Source organism: Brevundimonas bullata (genome assembly GCF_014207965.1).
Lineage (GTDB): Bacteria > Pseudomonadota > Alphaproteobacteria > Caulobacterales > Caulobacteraceae > Brevundimonas > Brevundimonas bullata_A.
On record NZ_JACHLM010000001.1, the window covers coordinates 686,338 to 702,763 of the forward strand.

At 67.9% G+C, this 16,426-nt stretch carries 16 protein-coding genes; 6 read left to right on the forward strand and 10 right to left on the reverse strand.

Annotated elements, in window-relative coordinates:
* Positions 1-200 precede the first annotated feature (200 nt).
* The 5 genes from HNP51_RS03330 to rdgB form a co-directional block, all read right to left on the reverse strand.
* A complete protein-coding gene (locus HNP51_RS03330) occupies positions 201-1,013 on the reverse strand; it encodes a transglutaminase family protein (protein WP_184267032.1) in 813 nt (270 codons plus the stop codon).
* Positions 1,010-1,450, reverse strand: coding sequence for a YraN family protein (locus HNP51_RS03335; protein ID WP_311769894.1), 441 nt, complete (start codon positions 1,448-1,450; stop codon positions 1,010-1,012). The genes HNP51_RS03330 and HNP51_RS03335 overlap by 4 nt, the downstream gene beginning before the upstream one ends.
* The gene (gene rsmI, locus HNP51_RS03340; RefSeq protein ID WP_184267034.1) at positions 1,447-2,322 is read right to left on the reverse strand and encodes a 16S rRNA (cytidine(1402)-2'-O)-methyltransferase; all 876 of its coding nucleotides are present in this window, start codon (positions 2,320-2,322) and stop codon (positions 1,447-1,449) included. The genes HNP51_RS03335 and rsmI overlap by 4 nt, the downstream gene beginning before the upstream one ends.
* Positions 2,323-2,368: 46 nt before the next feature.
* Positions 2,369-3,511, reverse strand: coding sequence for a radical SAM family heme chaperone HemW (gene hemW, locus HNP51_RS03345; RefSeq protein WP_260398292.1), 1,143 nt, complete (start codon positions 3,509-3,511; stop codon positions 2,369-2,371).
* 200 nt (positions 3,512-3,711) lie between these two features.
* On the reverse strand, positions 3,712-4,314 hold the full coding sequence (gene rdgB / locus HNP51_RS03350; protein ID WP_184267038.1) for an RdgB/HAM1 family non-canonical purine NTP pyrophosphatase: 603 nt from the start codon (positions 4,312-4,314) through the stop codon (positions 3,712-3,714).
* Between the two features lie 446 nt (positions 4,315-4,760).
* On the opposite strand from rdgB, the gene HNP51_RS03355 reads away from it, so the two are divergent.
* Genes HNP51_RS03355 through HNP51_RS03365 form a run of 3 tightly spaced genes read left to right on the forward strand, consistent with a single transcriptional unit; the run spans position 4,761 to position 6,245 of the window.
* A complete protein-coding gene (locus HNP51_RS03355; protein ID WP_184267040.1) occupies positions 4,761-5,366 on the forward strand; it encodes a DUF2975 domain-containing protein in 606 nt (201 codons plus the stop codon).
* 23 nt (positions 5,367-5,389) lie between these two features.
* Positions 5,390-5,638, forward strand: a complete 249-nt coding sequence (locus HNP51_RS03360) for a helix-turn-helix transcriptional regulator (protein ID WP_184267042.1) — start codon at positions 5,390-5,392, stop codon at positions 5,636-5,638.
* 1 nt (position 5,639) lies between these two features.
* Positions 5,640-6,245 carry a Smr/MutS family protein gene (locus HNP51_RS03365; protein WP_311769895.1) on the forward strand — a complete coding sequence of 202 codons (606 nt, stop codon included), beginning with the start codon at positions 5,640-5,642 and terminating at the stop codon, positions 6,243-6,245.
* A gap of 150 nt (positions 6,246-6,395) precedes the next feature.
* On the opposite strand, the gene ccmB is transcribed toward HNP51_RS03365, so the two are convergent.
* Positions 6,396-7,061 (reverse strand): heme exporter protein CcmB, encoded by a 666-nt coding sequence (gene ccmB, locus HNP51_RS03370; protein ID WP_184267046.1) that lies wholly within the window; start codon positions 7,059-7,061, stop codon positions 6,396-6,398.
* On the reverse strand, positions 7,058-7,702 hold the full coding sequence (gene ccmA, locus HNP51_RS03375; protein ID WP_184267048.1) for a heme ABC exporter ATP-binding protein CcmA: 645 nt from the start codon (positions 7,700-7,702) through the stop codon (positions 7,058-7,060). Before ccmA ends, ccmB begins: the two co-directional genes overlap by 4 nt.
* 197 nt (positions 7,703-7,899) lie before the next feature.
* Between ccmA and acnA the strand changes: the two genes are divergently transcribed.
* Positions 7,900-10,605, forward strand: coding sequence for an aconitate hydratase AcnA (gene acnA / locus HNP51_RS03380; protein ID WP_184267050.1), 2,706 nt, complete (start codon positions 7,900-7,902; stop codon positions 10,603-10,605).
* Positions 10,606-11,188: 583 nt separating this feature from the next.
* Here acnA and HNP51_RS03385 read toward each other — a convergent pair.
* Together HNP51_RS03385 and katG are read right to left on the reverse strand one after the other, a co-directional pair.
* On the reverse strand, positions 11,189-12,076 hold the full coding sequence (locus HNP51_RS03385) for a hydrogen peroxide-inducible genes activator (RefSeq protein WP_184267052.1): 888 nt from the start codon (positions 12,074-12,076) through the stop codon (positions 11,189-11,191).
* Between the two features lie 102 nt (positions 12,077-12,178).
* Entirely contained in the window at positions 12,179-14,392 is a 2,214-nt protein-coding gene (gene katG, locus HNP51_RS03390; RefSeq protein ID WP_184267054.1) for a catalase/peroxidase HPI, read from the reverse strand.
* Between the two features lie 272 nt (positions 14,393-14,664).
* Here katG and HNP51_RS03395 point away from each other — a divergent pair, with 272 nt between their 5' ends.
* On the forward strand, positions 14,665-15,219 hold the full coding sequence (locus HNP51_RS03395; protein WP_114817069.1) for a peroxiredoxin: 555 nt from the start codon (positions 14,665-14,667) through the stop codon (positions 15,217-15,219).
* 181 nt (positions 15,220-15,400) lie between these two features.
* The gene (locus HNP51_RS03400) at positions 15,401-15,934 is read left to right on the forward strand and encodes a carboxymuconolactone decarboxylase family protein (RefSeq protein WP_184267057.1); all 534 of its coding nucleotides are present in this window, start codon (positions 15,401-15,403) and stop codon (positions 15,932-15,934) included.
* A 71-nt stretch (positions 15,935-16,005) separates the two neighbouring features.
* Here the strand turns inward: HNP51_RS03400 and HNP51_RS03405 are convergent, their stop codons facing one another.
* Complete coding sequence (locus tag HNP51_RS03405; RefSeq protein ID WP_184267059.1) at positions 16,006-16,425, reverse strand: helix-turn-helix domain-containing protein; 420 nt, start codon at positions 16,423-16,425, stop codon at positions 16,006-16,008.
* Position 16,426: the final 1 nt, after the last annotated feature.

The following is a 16,426-nucleotide window of genomic DNA, read 5'->3' on the forward strand; positions in this document are numbered from 1 at the left end:
TCTGAGCTTTGCAGATGCGCGGCGAGGAGCCCAGACGCAAGGGCGTGCGCCGCTCTTTACCATCGCCTTGCCTTTTCAGCGTCATCCTCGGGCTTGACCCGAGGATCGGGCCGTCCGTCCGCGCGACGCTGGAAAAGTCGAGAGCGCCGCTTCGTCCGATCCTCGGGTCAAGCCCGAGGATGACGGCGGAGCGAGCGGGGCTAGTTCAGGCGCATCCGCACCCGGTCCATGCTGGCGCGATGGGCGTCGGCGGGGCCGTCGACAGCGCGGGCGCGGGACAGGGCATCCAGAGCGCCAGTTAGCGCCCCCTGCTTCTCGCGGGCGGCGGCGACGTCCAGCCAGGGCCGGTGATCCTCGGGATCCAGAAGGGCGCGGCGCAGGGCGGAGCGTTCGGCGCCGTCATAGTCCTCGATCATCAGGGCGCGGGCGAACAGGACGTTCTGCAACCGGATCAGGGCCTTGCGGTCGCTGACCGGGGCCATCAGCAGGTCCAGACGATCGGCCACGTGCGGCGTCAGACCGGCCAGCAGGGCGCGCCGCGTCAGTTCGCTGGGCAAAACCAGACGGCCCTGGCTGAAGGGGTCCAGCGCCACCGGCCCCTCGGGCGTCTCGACCCGCAACAGGATGTGGCCGGGAAAGTCCACCGCCGCCGCCTTCAGCCCCGCGCGGCGCGCGGCGTCGAGGTAGAAGACCACCAGAGCCGCAGACAGGCCGCGTCTCCGCTCGGCCACGTCGATGACGTCGGTGTTGCCGGGGTGGTCGTAATTCAGCAGGTCGCCGTTCAGCCGCAGGTCCGAGGCCATGGTCTCGGCCAGGGCGTCGTCGGGGCTTTCGTTGGCGGCGCGTTCCTTGACCCTCTGGGCGGCCTGGTCGGCCAGCAGGCGGACCGGCTCGGGATCGCGGAACGGATAGTCGTGGATAGCGCAGGCGATGGCGCATTCGAGCAGCGGAAAGCCGTCGTCCTCGGCGGTTCCCGCCTGGGCCAGAATGATCTCGGCTTCGTCGCGCGTCACGCGATGTCCGTTCCTGTGCTCGTCACTCCGCAAAGATGACGCGGAAATCGTCCGGGAGCCAGCGCCACCATATCAATCCTCAGGTTCAGGCCCTGCAGCGAGGGGCGGCTGCGGGCCAGCGCCTGTCCGGCGGCGGCCAGTCGACCGTGCTGTTCCGGCCCCAGCGACAGGATGGCGGCCTCGATCGTGCGTCGCCGCTTGACCTCGACCACCGCCAGGGTGCGGCCGCGCCGGGCCAGGATGTCGATCTCGCCGCCGCGGCCTTTCAGACGAAAGGCCAGGATCTGGTAGCCCTTGAGCATCAGCCAGACGGCGGCGATCCATTCGGCGGCGTGGCCCTGTCGGTGCGACCGTCCGCCCAACGCCTGACGCCAGCCCGACTTTACCCGTTTTGGGGGCCGAGGCGGCGACAGCGAAGGCCGCAGGCGGGGCTTCACCCCCGGCCCTGCATTTCCAGCGCCCGCTTGTAGAGGGGCTTGCGGGGCAGGTTCAGCGCCTTGGACACCTCGGCGGCGGCTTCACCGGGCGGCAGGCGGGTCATGGCCTCGGTCAGGGCCGCATCAGCGTCGGCGGCGCTGGCGACCTCGGCCTCGCCGGGGCCGATGACGATGACGATCTCGCCCTTGGGCGCGTCGCAGCGCGGGTCGACGGCCAGTTCCGAAAGGGTGCCGCGCACGGCCTCCTCATAGAGTTTGGTCAGTTCGCGGGTGACGGCGGCGGGACGGTCGCCCAGCACCTCGGCCATGTCGGTCAGGCTGTCCTTCAGACGCGGGCCGCTTTCGAAGAAGACCAGGGTTTGCCGTCCGGTGCGCAACTCCTCCAGCATGGTCTTTCGCGCCCCCGACTTGGGCGGCAGGAAGCCGGCGAACAGCACCCGGTCGGCGGGCTGGCCCGCCAGGCAGAGGGCGGCCAGCAGGCTGGAAGCGCCGGGAATGGGATGGACCGGCAGGCCCGCGTTGATGGCCGCGCGCGCCACGACATAGCCGGGGTCCGAGACCAGGGGCGTGCCGGCGTCCGAGACCAGGGCCACCACCTCGCCCGCCTTCAGCCGCTCAACGGCGATCTCGGCGGCGCGCGCCGAGGCGTGGTCGTCGCAACGCTCCAGCTTGGCGCGCAGACCATAGGCGGTCAGCAGCTTGGCCGTGACGCGGGTGTCCTCCGCCAGGACAAGATCGGCGGCGGCCAGAACATCGAGCGCCCTCAGCGTCATGTCACGGAGGTTGCCGATGGGCGTGGCCACCAGATAGAGGCCGGGCGCGACAGAGCGCGCGGGCGGGGCGGTCGGCGGGAAAAGGGAGGCGTCTGACATCGGCGCGACCCTGCCAGCCCCGGCCCTTCGGGTCTAGGTCGCGCGCCTAGGTCAGCAGGGCTTTCAGCACGGCGTCGAGCAGAGGCCGCCCTCGCGCCGTGGCGGCGACGCGGCCGTCTTGCAGCCCGAGGAAGCCGTCGGCGATCAAGTCGGCGAGCGGTCCGGCCGTCTCCGACAGGCCCAGGGTGTGCAGCAGCGTCAGCGGCACGCCCTCGACGGTGCGCAGGCCCAGCAGAACCCGTTCCTCGGCGGCGCCTTGAGCGTCCAGCCTCTCGCGCTCGGCCCAGGGGGTTCCCACCGCGACGCCGGCGACATAGTCGGCGATGCGGCGATGGGCGACGACAGCCGTCCGCTCGCCTTCAAGAGTCAGTCGTCCGTGGGCGCCTGGACCGAGGCCCAGATAGTCGCCGCCGCGCCAGACGTGCAGGTTGTGGCTGGACCGGGCCGCCACGTCGCGGGCGTGGTTGGACACCTCATAGGCCTCGAACCCCGCGCCCTCGAGCACCTCTTGCGTGGCCTCATAGAGAGACGCCGCCAGATCCTCGTCAGGCGGGGTCAGCGCACCCCGCGCGAAGGCCCGGCCGAAGGCCGTCGTCGGCTCTATGGTCAGTTGATAGGGCGAGATGTGCTCGAACCCCAGGTCCAGGGCCATGGTCAGCTCCGCCGTCCAGTCGGCCACGGATTGCCCCGGTCGGGCGTAGATCAGGTCGATGGACAGGCGCGGGAAGGCCGCAGCCGCCGTCTGAACCGCGCGACGCGCCTCCGCCGCCGAATGGTCGCGGCCGAGAAATTTCAGCGCAGCGTCGTCGAACGACTGCACCCCCATCGACAGGCGGTTGATCCCGGCGGCGGCCAGTTCGGCGTAGCGGCCTGCCTCGGCGTCGGTGGGGTTGGCCTCCAGCGTGATCTCGATCTCGCCAGCGGGAGGAAAGAGCGTCTTGGCCCGCGCGATCACCGCCGCCACGGCCTCGGGCGGCATCAGCGAGGGCGTGCCGCCGCCGAAGAAGATCGAGGCCAGACGGCGCGGCCCGACCAGCGAGCCTTGCGCCTCCATGTCCGCCAGGATGGCCTGGACCAGCCCGGCCTGCTCCTCGACCCGCCCCCGGTCGCGCACGACGTTGAAGTCGCAATAGGGGCAGATGCGGGCGCAGTAGGGCCAGTGAACGTAAAGGGCGAGGGTATCGCTCAATTCTCCCTTCTCCCCTCGGGGGAGAAGGTGGGCGGCGGAGCCGCTCGGATGAGGGGGCGGGTGGAGCATCTCGGGCCTTCGTAGAGGAGGGAGTTGACGTCCCCCTCATCCGTCTCGTGGAGCCTGTCCTCGGGATCGCCGAAGGCGATGCCCGGGGGCGAGCCACCTTCTCCCCCGGTGGGGAGAAGGGCCATGGTTAGTCAGTCAATCAGCGCCGCCTTGAGCCGGGCGAAGGCGAGGGCGCGGTGGCTGATGGCGTCCTTCTCGACCGGGTCCATTTCGCCGAACGTCAGGTCCGAGCCGTCGGGGCGGAAGATAGGGTCATAGCCGAAGCCCCGATCGCCGCGCGGCGGGAAGACCAGTTCGCCGTCAATGCGGCCTTCAACTACAACGCAGGGGCCGTCGGGCCAGGCCACAGCCAGAGCCGAGGTGAACCAGGCCCGGCGATCGGTGGAGCCGATCTCCTCCAGCCGTTCCTCGACCTTCTTCATAGCCAGGACGAAGTCCTTGCCCGGCCCGGCCCAGCGCGCCGAAAAAATGCCCGGCGCCCCGTCCAGGGCCGCGACCGACAGGCCGGAGTCGTCGGCCAGCGAGACCTCGCCCGAGGCCTCAGCGGCGTGGCGGGCCTTCAGCATGGCGTTGCCGACGAATGTGCTCTCGGTCTCATCCGGTTCAGGCAGGTTGAGGCTGCCAGCCGTGACGATCCTGTAATTTCCGTCCAGCAGGGCTTCGATCTCGCGCGCCTTGCCGGGATTGTGGGTCGCGGCCACCAGCCGCATCCCCTTGATCAGCTTGAGATTCATTGGGCCACCTTAGTCCCGTCCGATGCATTGCGGAAGTTTAACATCGTTAAACGATATGTAACGTGCTTTTCGACGGGGTCGCCCCTATCTTCAATCTCAAGAACGGGGGTCGCACCGTTCAAACGAAGCGAAAACAACGCAACGTTCACCCAGCGGCACAACAGAAACGCACGAAAATCGTGCAACCACGGAGAGATACGATGCAAGCGATGAAAACCTCGATCTGGATGGACCGCGTCGGCCACGGCTTCTTTAACGCCCTTCTGCTGGCCTCCCTGCCCGCCGCCGCCGTCGCCCTGCTGATCCAGAGCCTGTGATCCCACACGGGATCGCATCGGGGGCTTTGACGATCGACATGAACACCGCGAAGAATAGCGCCGCGTGAGGGTCTGCCGGACCCCGCGCGGCGATCGCCGCCTGAACCCCCCGGCCTGAGACCTGACTTCATGCACCTCCCGAAACTGGCGTCCATCGGGAAAAGTGCGTCGCGCCTGACCGGCGGCAAGCTGCGCCCCCCGCTCAAAACATTGGGTCCCGGCTCCGTCTCCAGCCTGCTGAAGATCGCGCTGGATGTGGCCTATGTCCTGCTGGCCCTGATCACCGGCGTGCTGCTGCTGCTCTGGATCGCCTCCATCTTCATTCCCATCGACAACCTGAACGTGACCGTCAGCGACGGCGCCGATGGTCGTCAGATGCCGTTGACCCGCCCGCTGCTGCTGTTCGGCGTCGGGGCCATGACCGCCTATTTCGGCGGCTTCCTGATGATCCTGCGCGGCCTGCGCAAGATTTTCCGCACCCTGACCCTCGGCGACCCCTTCCAGCCCGATAATGTGCGCCGCCTGCGCCAGATCGGCCTGATCCTGGCCATCGTCACCGGCGGCGTCTGGATGGCGCAAGGCCTGGTCGCCGCCCGCCTGGCGCCCGGCGTCATGGAGCCGCAAGGGATCAGCGACCTGCTCACCCCCGTCTTCTCCATCCTCGTCGTTTTTGTTCTGGCGGAGGTGTTCCGTGAAGGCGCGCGCCTACGCCGCGAATCCGAACTGACGATCTGATCTGGAAACGTTAAGCTGACCCCATGGCCATCCGCGTCCAACTCGACCGAATCCTTGCCGAACGGCGCATGTCGTTGACGGAGCTAGCCGACCGCGTCGGCGTGACCGTGGCCAACCTGTCGATCCTCAAGACCGGCAAGGCGCGCGCCGTGCGCTTTTCGACACTGGACGCCCTATGCCGCGAACTGGACTGCCAACCGGGTGATCTGCTGGCCCATGAGCCCGGGCCAGGATCCGACATGGGCGACGTCTTCGACGACAACGAGGACTGAGGTGGCCAAGAAAGGCCCGCCCGCTTCTTCCGACGACGACAAACGTATCTGGGCCCGCGTGACCGGGACGGTGACCCCGCCCACACGCCGCAAGGCCGCGCGCGTCACACCCGGCGCGGTCATGCCTGATCCCGAGGCCGCGCCCCTGCCAGCCTCGGCGGCGGCCAAGCCCGCGCGCGGCGTCGCGGGCAAGAAACGCAATGCACCCGATCAGACGCCGACCTTCGAGGCGCTCGGGTTCACGGCCCCGGCCACGCCGTCGCCGGCCCGCGCCCGTCCGACACCCGAGGAACTGGAACCGCGCCGCCAGCGCCGCCTGTCGCGTGAACGCGATCCCATCGAGGCCCGCATCGACCTGCACGGCTTCGGCCGGTTCGAGGCCGAAGATCAGCTGCGCGGTTTCTTGATGGGCTGTCAGGCGCGGGGGCTGCGCTCGGTTCTGGTCATCACCGGGCAGGGACGGCGCGGCGGCGGGGTGATCCGCAGCTCGGTGCACGATTGGCTGACCGGGCCGCATCTGCGCGGCGTAGTGTCCGGCTTCGCCTCAGCCCACCGTCGCCACGGCGGCGACGGCGCCCTCTACGTCACGCTGAAGCCGCGCGGTTAAAACTCTCCGTCATCCCCGGACGGCCGCCAGGCCGATCTGGGACCCAGGCGTCGGCTCTGGACGTCATCGACACCCGCGAGAACATCCCCGCCTGGGTCCCGGATCTTCGGCTCGCCAGCGAGCCTTGTCCGGGATGACGGCAAAGGAAGGCTAACCTTGAGCGTTGCGGATCGCCGCCGCGCCGGCGACCGGCGCGATGACCATGGCGAACAGGACATAGGCGGCCAGCAGAGCCAACGCCGACGCCGGGTCCTGACCATTGGCCGCCCGCGTCAGGGCGCCCGCGCCGAACACCACCGGCGGAATGAACAGCGGCAAGACCACCACGGCGATCAGCAGCCCCCCGCGCCTGGCCCCGAGCGCCAGCGCCGCGCCGAGAGCCCCGGTGAAGGCGAAGCCCAGACCGCCGATGGCCGCCGCCAGCGCCGTCAGGCCGATCAGGTGCGCCGGCTGGCCCAGGGCCAGGGCCGCAACGGGCGCCGCGAGCGCCAGCGGCAGGCCCGTGGCCAGCCATTGCGCCACAGCCTTGATCGCCACCGTCGCCTCCAGCGGCAGGGGGCCGAGCGCCAGGAGGTCCAGCGCCCCGTCTTCCAGATCGCGCTCGAACAGCCGCTCCAGCGACAGCAGCGAGGCCAGGGCCAGGGCCATCCAGCTGGCGCCCGAGGCCGCCGGGGCCAGGACGCGCGGATCGCCACCTGCCGCCAGCGGCAGGATGGCGGTCAGGCACAGCATGAAGCCGCAAGCCAGCAGAGGCCCGCCGCCTCCGCCCCAGGCCAGCGACAGCTCGCGGCCGAACAGGACCCGGACGGCCCTCATGCCAGGCCTCCGAGGTCGAGATTGCGCGCCGGGACAGGCAGGGGGTCGTGCACCGCCGCCAGGATCATACCGCCGGACGCCAGATGGGCCGTCATCAGCTCGGCGGCCACCGTGCGCCAGCGCTCGTCCAGCGGGGCCAGGGGCTCGTCCAGCAGCCACAGAGCGCGGGGGGCCGCGATCAGCCGCGCCAGCGACAGACGCCGCTTCTGCCCCGCAGACAGCTTCCTCGTCTCCAGATCCAGCAGAGGCTTCAGCGACAGCCGGGCGACCGCCGCCTCGCGCGCCGCGCCGGTCCCGCCCAGCCAAGCGGTCTGAAAGTCGAACTCCTGACGCGCCGTCCGCGTCGGCTTCAGGCCTTCGAGGTGGCCCAGCAGATGGACGCCGTCGCGTCGCGCGGTCTCCGGCTCCAGCGTCTCGCCGTCCAAGCCGGGTCCGGCATTCGGCCCGCCGGAAAATGTGATCGTGCCCGCATCGGGCCGGATAAAGCCCGCCACAGCCCGCAGCAGACTGGTCTTGCCCGCCCCGTTGGCCCCCGTAAGGGCCACGGCCTCGCCCGCCGGAAGCCGCACCGACAGGCCGTGGAACAGGACACGCTCGCCGCGCGACAGGCTCAGGGACTGGATGTCGACCGTCTTCAGCATGGCCCCGCCGATTTGCGAACCTCTCTCAATGTCCACGAGGACGTTGTGGATACATGGACGGCTCCCGCGCACAGGACTATACGCGCAAGCGCCGCAGCAGGCTTTCGCCGCGCGCGCCTGGGACCTGTGTGCCCCGGCGTCCAGCGCGCGAAGGCGCAACCGAATTGTCGGGCGGCGTTTGTCAGAGGACCCTCTCCATGCCGTCGATTGACAGCCTCAAGACCCGTCAGGACCTTTCGGTCGGGCGCAAGAAGTACGCCTATTACAGCCTTCCCGCCGCCGAGGAAGCCGGTCTGGCCGGGATTTCCCGTCTGCCGCGCTCGATGAAGGTGCTGCTCGAGAACCTGCTGCGCAACGAAGACGGCGTCTCCGTCACCGAAGACGACCTGAAGGCCGTCGCCGCCTGGATCGAGAACAAGGGCGCCGTCGAGCACGAGATCGCCTTCCGTCCGGCCCGCGTGCTGATGCAGGACTTCACCGGCGTGCCCGCCGTCGTCGACCTGGCCGCCATGCGCGACGCCATGGCCAAGCTGGGCGCCGACGCCGCCAAGATCAATCCGCTGGTCCCCGTCGACCTGGTCATCGACCACTCGGTCATGGTCGACCACTTCGGCAACGCCAAGGCCTTCGGCCAGAACGTCGAGCGCGAATATGAGCGCAACATCGAGCGCTACAACTTCCTGCGCTGGGGGTCGTCGGCCTTCAACAACTTCCGCGTCGTGCCCCCCGGCACCGGCATCTGCCACCAGGTGAACCTGGAGAACCTGGCCCAGACCGTCTGGACCCTGACCGAAGGCAAGACGACCGTCGCCTATCCCGACACCGTCGTCGGCACCGACAGCCACACCACCATGATCAACGGCCTGGCCGTTCTGGGCTGGGGCGTCGGCGGCATCGAGGCCGAAGCCGCCATGCTGGGCCAGCCGATCCCCATGCTGATCCCGGAAGTCATCGGCTTCAGGCTGTCGGGCAAGATGCCGGAAGGCGCCACCGCGACCGACCTGGTCCTGACCGTCACCCAGATGCTGCGCAAGAAGGGCGTGGTCGGCAAGTTCGTCGAATTCTTCGGTCCCGCCATCGCCGGCATGACCATCGAGGATCAGGCCACCATCGCCAACATGGCCCCGGAATACGGCGCCACCTGCGGCTTCTTCCCCGTCAGCCAAGCCACCATCGACTATCTGACGGCCACGGGCCGCGACAAGGCGCGCGTCGCCCTGGTCGAAGCCTATGCCAAGGCCCAGGGCCTGTGGATCGACGAAACCTCGGAAGACCCCGTCTTCACCGATGTTCTGGAACTGGACATCTCGACGGTCGTGCCGTCGCTGGCCGGCCCCAAGCGTCCGCAGGACCGCGTTGAGCTGACCACCGCCGCCCCGGCCTTCGAAACCGCCCTGACCGACGTCTTCGGTCGCGTGAACGACGCCGGCCGCGTGGCCGTCGAAGGCCAGAAGTTCACCGTCGGCGACGGCGACGTGGTCATCGCCGCCATCACCTCGTGCACCAACACCTCGAACCCCAGCGTCCTGATCGCCGCCGGTCTGGTGGCGCGCAAGGCCCATGCCCTGGGCATGAAGGTCAAGCCCTGGGTCAAGACCTCGCTGGCCCCCGGCTCGCAGGTCGTCACCGACTATCTGACCGACGCCGGCCTCCAGAAAGACCTGGACGCCATGGGCTTCAACCTGGTCGGCTATGGCTGCACCACCTGCATCGGCAACTCGGGCCCGCTGGACCCGGCCATCTCGAAGGCGATCAACGACAACGGCCTGGTCGCGACCTCGGTCCTGTCGGGCAACCGCAACTTCGAAGGCCGCGTGAACCCGGACGTCCAGGCCAACTACCTGGCCTCGCCGCCGCTGGTCGTGGCCTATGCTCTGGCCGGTTCGATGCGCATCGACATCACCAAGGACCCGATCGGTCAGGACAAGAAGGGCAATGACGTCTTCCTGAAGGACGTGTGGCCGACCTCGCAAGAGATCGCCGACATCCAGAAGAAGTCCGTCACCCCGGCCATGTTCGCCAAGCGCTACAAGGACGTCTTCAAGGGCGACAAGCACTGGCAGGCCATCAAGGTCACGGGCGGTCAGACCTATGAATGGGACGACAAGTCGACCTACGTCGCCAACCCGCCCTATTTCGAGGGTCTGTCGATGGAGCCTTCGGCGGTCACCGACATCGTCGAGGCCCGCATCCTGGGCATCTTCGGCGACTCGATCACCACCGACCACATCAGCCCGGCCGGTTCGATCAAGAAGGCCTCGCCCGCCGGCGTCTATCTGACCAACCACGGCGTCGACGCCCTGGACTTCAACAGCTACGGCGCCCGCCGCGGCAACCACGAAGTCATGATGCGCGGCACCTTCGCCAACATCCGCATCCGCAACAAGATCACCCCCGACATCGAGGGCGGCGTCACCAAGCACTTCCCCTCGGAAGACACGATGTCGATCTATGACGCAGCCATGCGTTACCAGTCGGAAGGCCGTCCTCTGGTCGTCTTCGCCGGCAAGGAATACGGCACCGGCTCGTCGCGCGACTGGGCAGCCAAGGGCACCCGCCTGCTGGGCGTTCGCGCCGTCATCGCCGAAAGCTACGAGCGCATCCACCGCTCGAACCTGGTCGGCATGGGCGTGGTTCCGCTGCAGTTCAAGCAGGACGGCTGGGCCAAGCTGGGCCTGACCGGCGAAGAGATCGTCACCATCCGCGGTCTGACCGACGCCAACATCGGCAAGCTGAAGCCGCGTCAGGACCTGTGGGTCGAGATGTTCCGTCCGTCGGACGGCAAGATGGCCCGCTTCCCGGTCCGCTGCCGCATCGATAACCAGACCGAGCTGGACTACTTCAAGGCCGGCGGCGTCATGCCCTACGTCCTGCGCAACCTGGCGCGCGGCGAGGCTGAATAGGTCTCAGGCAGTCGTCTGAAATTAGAAGGCCGACGGAGCGATCCGCCGGCCTTCTTGTTTGGGGGCGAGGGCGTTCAGCCCTCAGCACAAGCGTTCGGCGTCAACGACCTCTCCGCCCATATGCTCAACAAATGCAGCCCTAATCGCATCCTTTTGACCCCGCCACTTCTCTGGTTCGGAGTTCGGATTCATATTGTCCGCTAGGAACACCCACTCCACGAACTGATCCGCCGCTACAGGCCCGGAGGGAGGGATGAAGTCGTCGACATGGAGCGGCTTGTCGTTCTTCACACATCCGCAGAAGCCCCACGTTATGCAGACTTCGTCCAAAAGCGCGTCGTAGCTGGTCTTAGGTGTCATCCTCGGACATTGGCCCTCAGCCTACCTGACTGCAAATCCGCATTGAGCTGCTGGCCGTCATCCTCAGGATTGACCCGAGGATCGGGTCATCCGCCTACGAGACGCCGGAAAGGTCGAGCGCGCTGCCACGCTGGATCCTCGGGTCAAGCCCGAGGATGACGGCGGTGGGTGGGGCGGGGCGAGAGGACGGCATGGCGGCCAAGGGGCCGCGGCGCCTCGCCGCCTAGTCGAGTTTGAGGGCCTCGGCCAGCAGGCGGGCTTCGGCGGCGCGGCTGGAGCCGGCGCGCCAGGCGACGACGATCTCGCGGCGGGGGGCGTCGGCGGAGATGGGGCGGACGACGACGCCGGGGTTGTCGGCCAGCCCTGCGGTCACGGCCATCTGCGGCAGGAAGCTGACGCCCAGGCCGGCGGAGACCATCTGGACCAGGGTGTGCAGGGAGGTGGCGGCGAAGACGTCCTCGCCGCGCGGGGCCTCGATATTGACCGCCGCCAGCGCCTGATCGCGCAGACAGTGGCCGTCCTCCAGCAGGATCAGGTCGTCGGACTTCAGCATCCCCTCGGGGATGGGACCGAGGCCCGCCAGAGGGTGGCCGACCGGGGCGGCGGCCAGAATCTCGTCGTCGCCGATGCGGGCGTGGTCGATGCCCGGCGCCTCATAGGGCAGGGCGATGACGGCGGCGTCGAGTTGCCCGGCCTTCAGCCCGGCGATCAGGCGCGGGGTCAGGTCCTCGCGGATGAAGAGGCGCAGGGCCGGATACTGGTCTCGCAGGCCGGGCAGGGCGCGGGGCAGGAGGAAGGGGGCGACGGTGGGGATGATCCCCAGACGGAAGCGGCCCGACAGGGGCTTGCCCGCGTTCTTGGCCGCCTCGACCAGGTCCTCGGTGCGGGCCAGGACGTCTTCGGCGCGCTTGACCGCTTCGGCGCCGACGGCGGTCAGTTGCACCGCGCCGCGCGTGCGCTCGACCACCGGGGCGCCCAGGATCTTCTCCAGTTCCTGCACCCCCGCCGACAGGGCCGGCTGGCTGACGTGGGCCGCCTCGGCGGCGCGGCTGAACGAGGCGTGTTCGGCCAGGAGCTTGAGATAGTGGAGCTGTCGCAGGGTGGGAAGCATCCGCCCCACATAGGCGCGCTCTATCGTGTTTTCAAAGACAATCGAAACCATTGATGAATAAAGGCGCCGCGAGCCCGCCGGGCTGCGGCGCCTCCTTTGCGCCTAGTGCAGATCGAAGCGGTCGGCGTTCATCACCTTGGTCCAGGCGGCGACGAAGTCCCGCACGAACTTCTCGCCCGCGTCAGCCGAGGCATAGACCTCGGACAGGGCGCGCAGCTGGGCGTTGGAGCCGAACACCAGGTCGGTGCGGGTGGCGGTCCACAGCTGTTCGCCGGTCAGACGATCCGTGCCGACGAAGGTCTCGTCACCCTCGCCGTCGACCTGTTTCCAGCCGGTCCTCATGTCCAGCAGGTTGACGAAGAAGTCGTTGGTCAGTTGGCCCGGACGGTCGGTGAAGACGCCGTGTTTCGATCCGCCGTGGTTGGCGCCCAGAACCCGCAAGCCGCCGACCAACACCGCCATCTGCGGCGCCGTCAGACCCAGCAGTTGCGCCCGGTCGATCAGCAGCTCCTCGGTCGGGACGTTGAAGCGGACCTGCAGATAGTTGCGGAAGCCGTCGGCGCGAGGCTCCAGCACCTTGAAACCGTCGACGTCGGTCTGCTCCTGCGAGGCGTCGGTGCGGCCGGGCGTGAAGGGCACCGCCACATCATGACCGGCCGCCTTGATCGCCTGTTCGACGCCGACGACCCCGCCGAGGACGATCAGGTCGGCGATGGAGACGTTCAGGCTCAAGCCGCCCTTGATCTCCTCATAGACCTTCAGCACCCGCGCCAGCCGGGCCGGTTCGTTGACGTCCCAGTCCTTTTGCGGGGCCAGGCGCAGACGCCCGCCGTTGGCGCCGCCGCGATGGTCCGAGCCGCGGAAGGTCACGGCCGCCGCCCAGGCCGTCGAGACCAGATCGGCGACCGACAGGCCGGACGCCGCGATGATGTCTTTCAGGACCTTGACGTCGGCATCCGACAGGGCCGGTCCGGTGTGGGGCGGGATCGGGTCTTGCCAGATCAGGTCCTCAGCCGGCACGTCCGGGCCGAGATAGCGGGCCTTGGGGCCCATGTCGCGGTGGCACAGCTTGAACCAGGCGCGGGCGAAAGCGTCGCCGAAATAGGCCGGATCGGCGCGGAACCGCTCCATGATCGGGCGATAGATCGGGTCGATCTTGAAGGCCATGTCGGCGGTCGTCATCATCGTCGGCACGCGCTTGCCCGGCGTATGGGCCGCCGGGGCCAGGGTCTCCGGCGGATTGCCCACCGGCTGCCACTGCTTGGCGCCCGCCGGGCTGCGGACCAGTTCGTAGTCGTGGTCCAGCAACATGTCGAAATAGGTCATGTCCCAGGTGATCGGCGTGGGGGTCCAGGCGCCCTCGATGCCCGAGGTGATGGTGTGGTCGCCGATGCCGCTTTCGTGGCCCGAGATCCAGCCCAGGCCCTGCTGAGCGATGTCGGCCCCCTCTGGGCTGACGCCGACCTTGGAGGCGTCGCCGGCGCCGTGGGCCTTGCCGAAGGTGTGGCCGCCCGCGGTCAGGGCGGCCGTCTCCTCGTCGTTCATGCCCATGCGGGCGAAGGTCTCGCGGATGTCGCGGGCCGAGGCCAGGGCTTCGGGCACGCCGCCGGGGCCTTCGGGGTTCACATAGATCAGGCCCATCTGGATGGCGGCCAGGGGGTCTTCCAGGGCCATGCCCTTGTCGGGCTGGATGCGGGTCTGGTTGGCTTCGTCGCCGACCCAGTTCTCTTCCGTGCCCCAATAGACGTCCTTCTCGGGCTCCCAGACGTCGGCGCGGCCGCCGCCAAAGCCGAAGACCGGGCCGCCCATGCTTTCGATGGCGACATTGCCGGCCAGGATCATCAGGTCGGCCCACGATAGCTTGGCGCCGTACTTCTGCTTGATCGGCCACAGCAGGCGGCGCGCCTTGTCCAGGTTGCCGTTGTCCGGCCAGGAGTTGAGCGGGGCGAAGCGCTGCTGGCCCGCGCCGGCGCCGCCGCGCCCGTCCCCGGTGCGATAGGTGCCGGCCGAGTGCCAGGCCATGCGGATGAAGAAGGGGCCGTAGTGACCATAGTCCGCCGGCCACCAAGGCTGGCTGTCGGTCATCAGGGCGGTCAGGTCACGCTTGACTGCGGCCAGATCCAGGGACTTGAACGCCTCGGCGTAGTCGAAGCCTTCGCCCATCGGGTCGCCCGACTTGCCCTGCTGATGCAGGATGTCCATCGCGATCTGGTTGGGCCACCAGTCGCGGTTGGTGCGCCCCAGAAGCGAGCGCAGCGCGGCTGGCTCCTTGCTGGGATCGTGAAGAGGGGTGGGGCCGCCTGCTTGTCCGTCCATGGTTTTCCTCCTGTTGGCCGATTGTTTCGAGGAGCCTACGCCCGCTTCGACGCCAAAGGAAAATCGATAAACTTTGGGTCATTCAGCAGGAAAATTTATAGCCATCCCGAACAGACATGCTTGGCGTCCACCGCCCTTCCATAATGAAAATCTATTCGTGATTGTGAAATCATCGATTTGACTTCCGCGGCCCCACCCCCCATCTGAAGCCCAACGGCGATGCGCCTCCCTGCGTCGCCGCCTGTCTTATATTGTCAGAATGGAGCTCCACTATGCTGGGCGTCGGTCAAAAACTGCCTGAATTCAAGATCACTGGCGTGAAGCCGGGCTTCAACGACCATGAAGAAAACGGCGTCTCCGCGTTTGAAACGCTGACGCAGGACAGCTTTGACGGCAAGTGGAAGGTCATCTTCTTCTACCCGAAGGACTTCACCTTCGTCTGCCCGACCGAAATCGCCGCCTTCGCCAAGCTGGGCAAGGACTTCGAAGACCGCGACACCGTCGTACTCGGCGGTTCGACCGACAACGAGTTCGTCAAGCTGGCCTGGCGCCGCGACCACGCTGACCTGAACAAGCTGCCCATCTGGCAGTTCGCTGACACCGGCGGCAAGCTCGCGCGCGACCTGGGCATCCTGGACGAAGAAAACGGCGTCGCCCTGCGCGCCACCTTCGTCGTCGATCCGCACAATGTCGTCCAGCACGTCTATGTCACCAACCTGAACGTCGGCCGTTCGCCGGAAGACACGCTGCGCGTCGTCGACGCCCTGCAGACCGACGAACTGTGCGCCTGCAACCGCCCGGTCGGCGGCGAGACCCTGGCCGCTTAAGTACTGGCCCAGGTACGGCCCGGACCGCGTTTGTAGGGTTCGGGCCGCCCCCTCTGGAAGAGGCGGCGGCGGGCGACTGTCGCCGCCTTTTTCATGCCCGACGCCCAGCCCTGACGGGGGCGTCGGCCCTCCCCATATTGTGTCCGGCGCAAGCGGCGCCGTTGATCTGAAGGAAGTTTCCATGTCCATCGACGCCCTGCGTGAAATGATCCCGGCCTACGCCAAGGACATCTCGCTGAACCTGTCCTCGCTGGCCAATGAGACCGTGCTGAACGACCAGCAGAAGTGGGGCTGCTTCCTGGCCTCGGCCCACGCCATCGGCGTCGCCCCGGTCGTCAAGGCCATCGAGGCCCAGGCCGCGACCGTCCTGTCGCCCGAGGCCCTGACCGCGGCCAAGGCCGCCGCCGCCATCATGGGCATGAACAACATCTACTACCGCTCGCTGCACCTGATGAAGAACAACGAGTACACGACCCTGCCGGCCAAGCTGCGCATGAACGTCATCGCCAACCCGGGCGTCGAGAAGCTGGACTTCGAGCTGTGGTCCACCGCCGTCTCGGCCATCAACGGCTGCGGCGCCTGCCTTGACGCCCACGAAGGCGAACTGCGCAAGCACGGCGTGCCCAACCTTCAGGTCCAGGCCGCCCTGCGCATCGGCGCCGTGGTCCACGCCGCCAGCCGCATCGTGGCCTCGGAAGCCGCCCTGGCTGGTTGATCCCAGAGGACAGCAGACAGCAAAAAAGGCGCGGAGCGATCCGCGCCTTTTCAATTCCGAGCCTGGTCGTCCTAGCCCTTTTCGGCGACGCTCTCGGAGCCGGCCATTTCCCGCATCATGTCCAGGATCAGCTTCTGCTGCCGTACCGACAAACGCGGCGCCAGACGACCGATCTCGATGCTCTGGCGCGTGGTCGGAAAGTCATGCACGAAGGCCTCGCCCTCGCCCTCGGCCATGCCCGGAGCCGGTGTCGTCAGGCCCTCGAAAAAGTAGCTGATATCGACCTTGAAGAAGCGAGCGATGTCCCAGAGCTTGGAGGCCGAGATGCGGTTGGCGCCCTTCTCGTACTTCTGAATCTGCTGGAAGGTCAGGCCCAGAGCCCGCCCCAGATCGCTTTGATTATAGCCGAGAGCGATGCGCTTGTCGCAAACCCGCCGACCGACGTGACGGTCTACCGGATGGGGACCGTCCTCTGCCGAGCCTCTGACCATC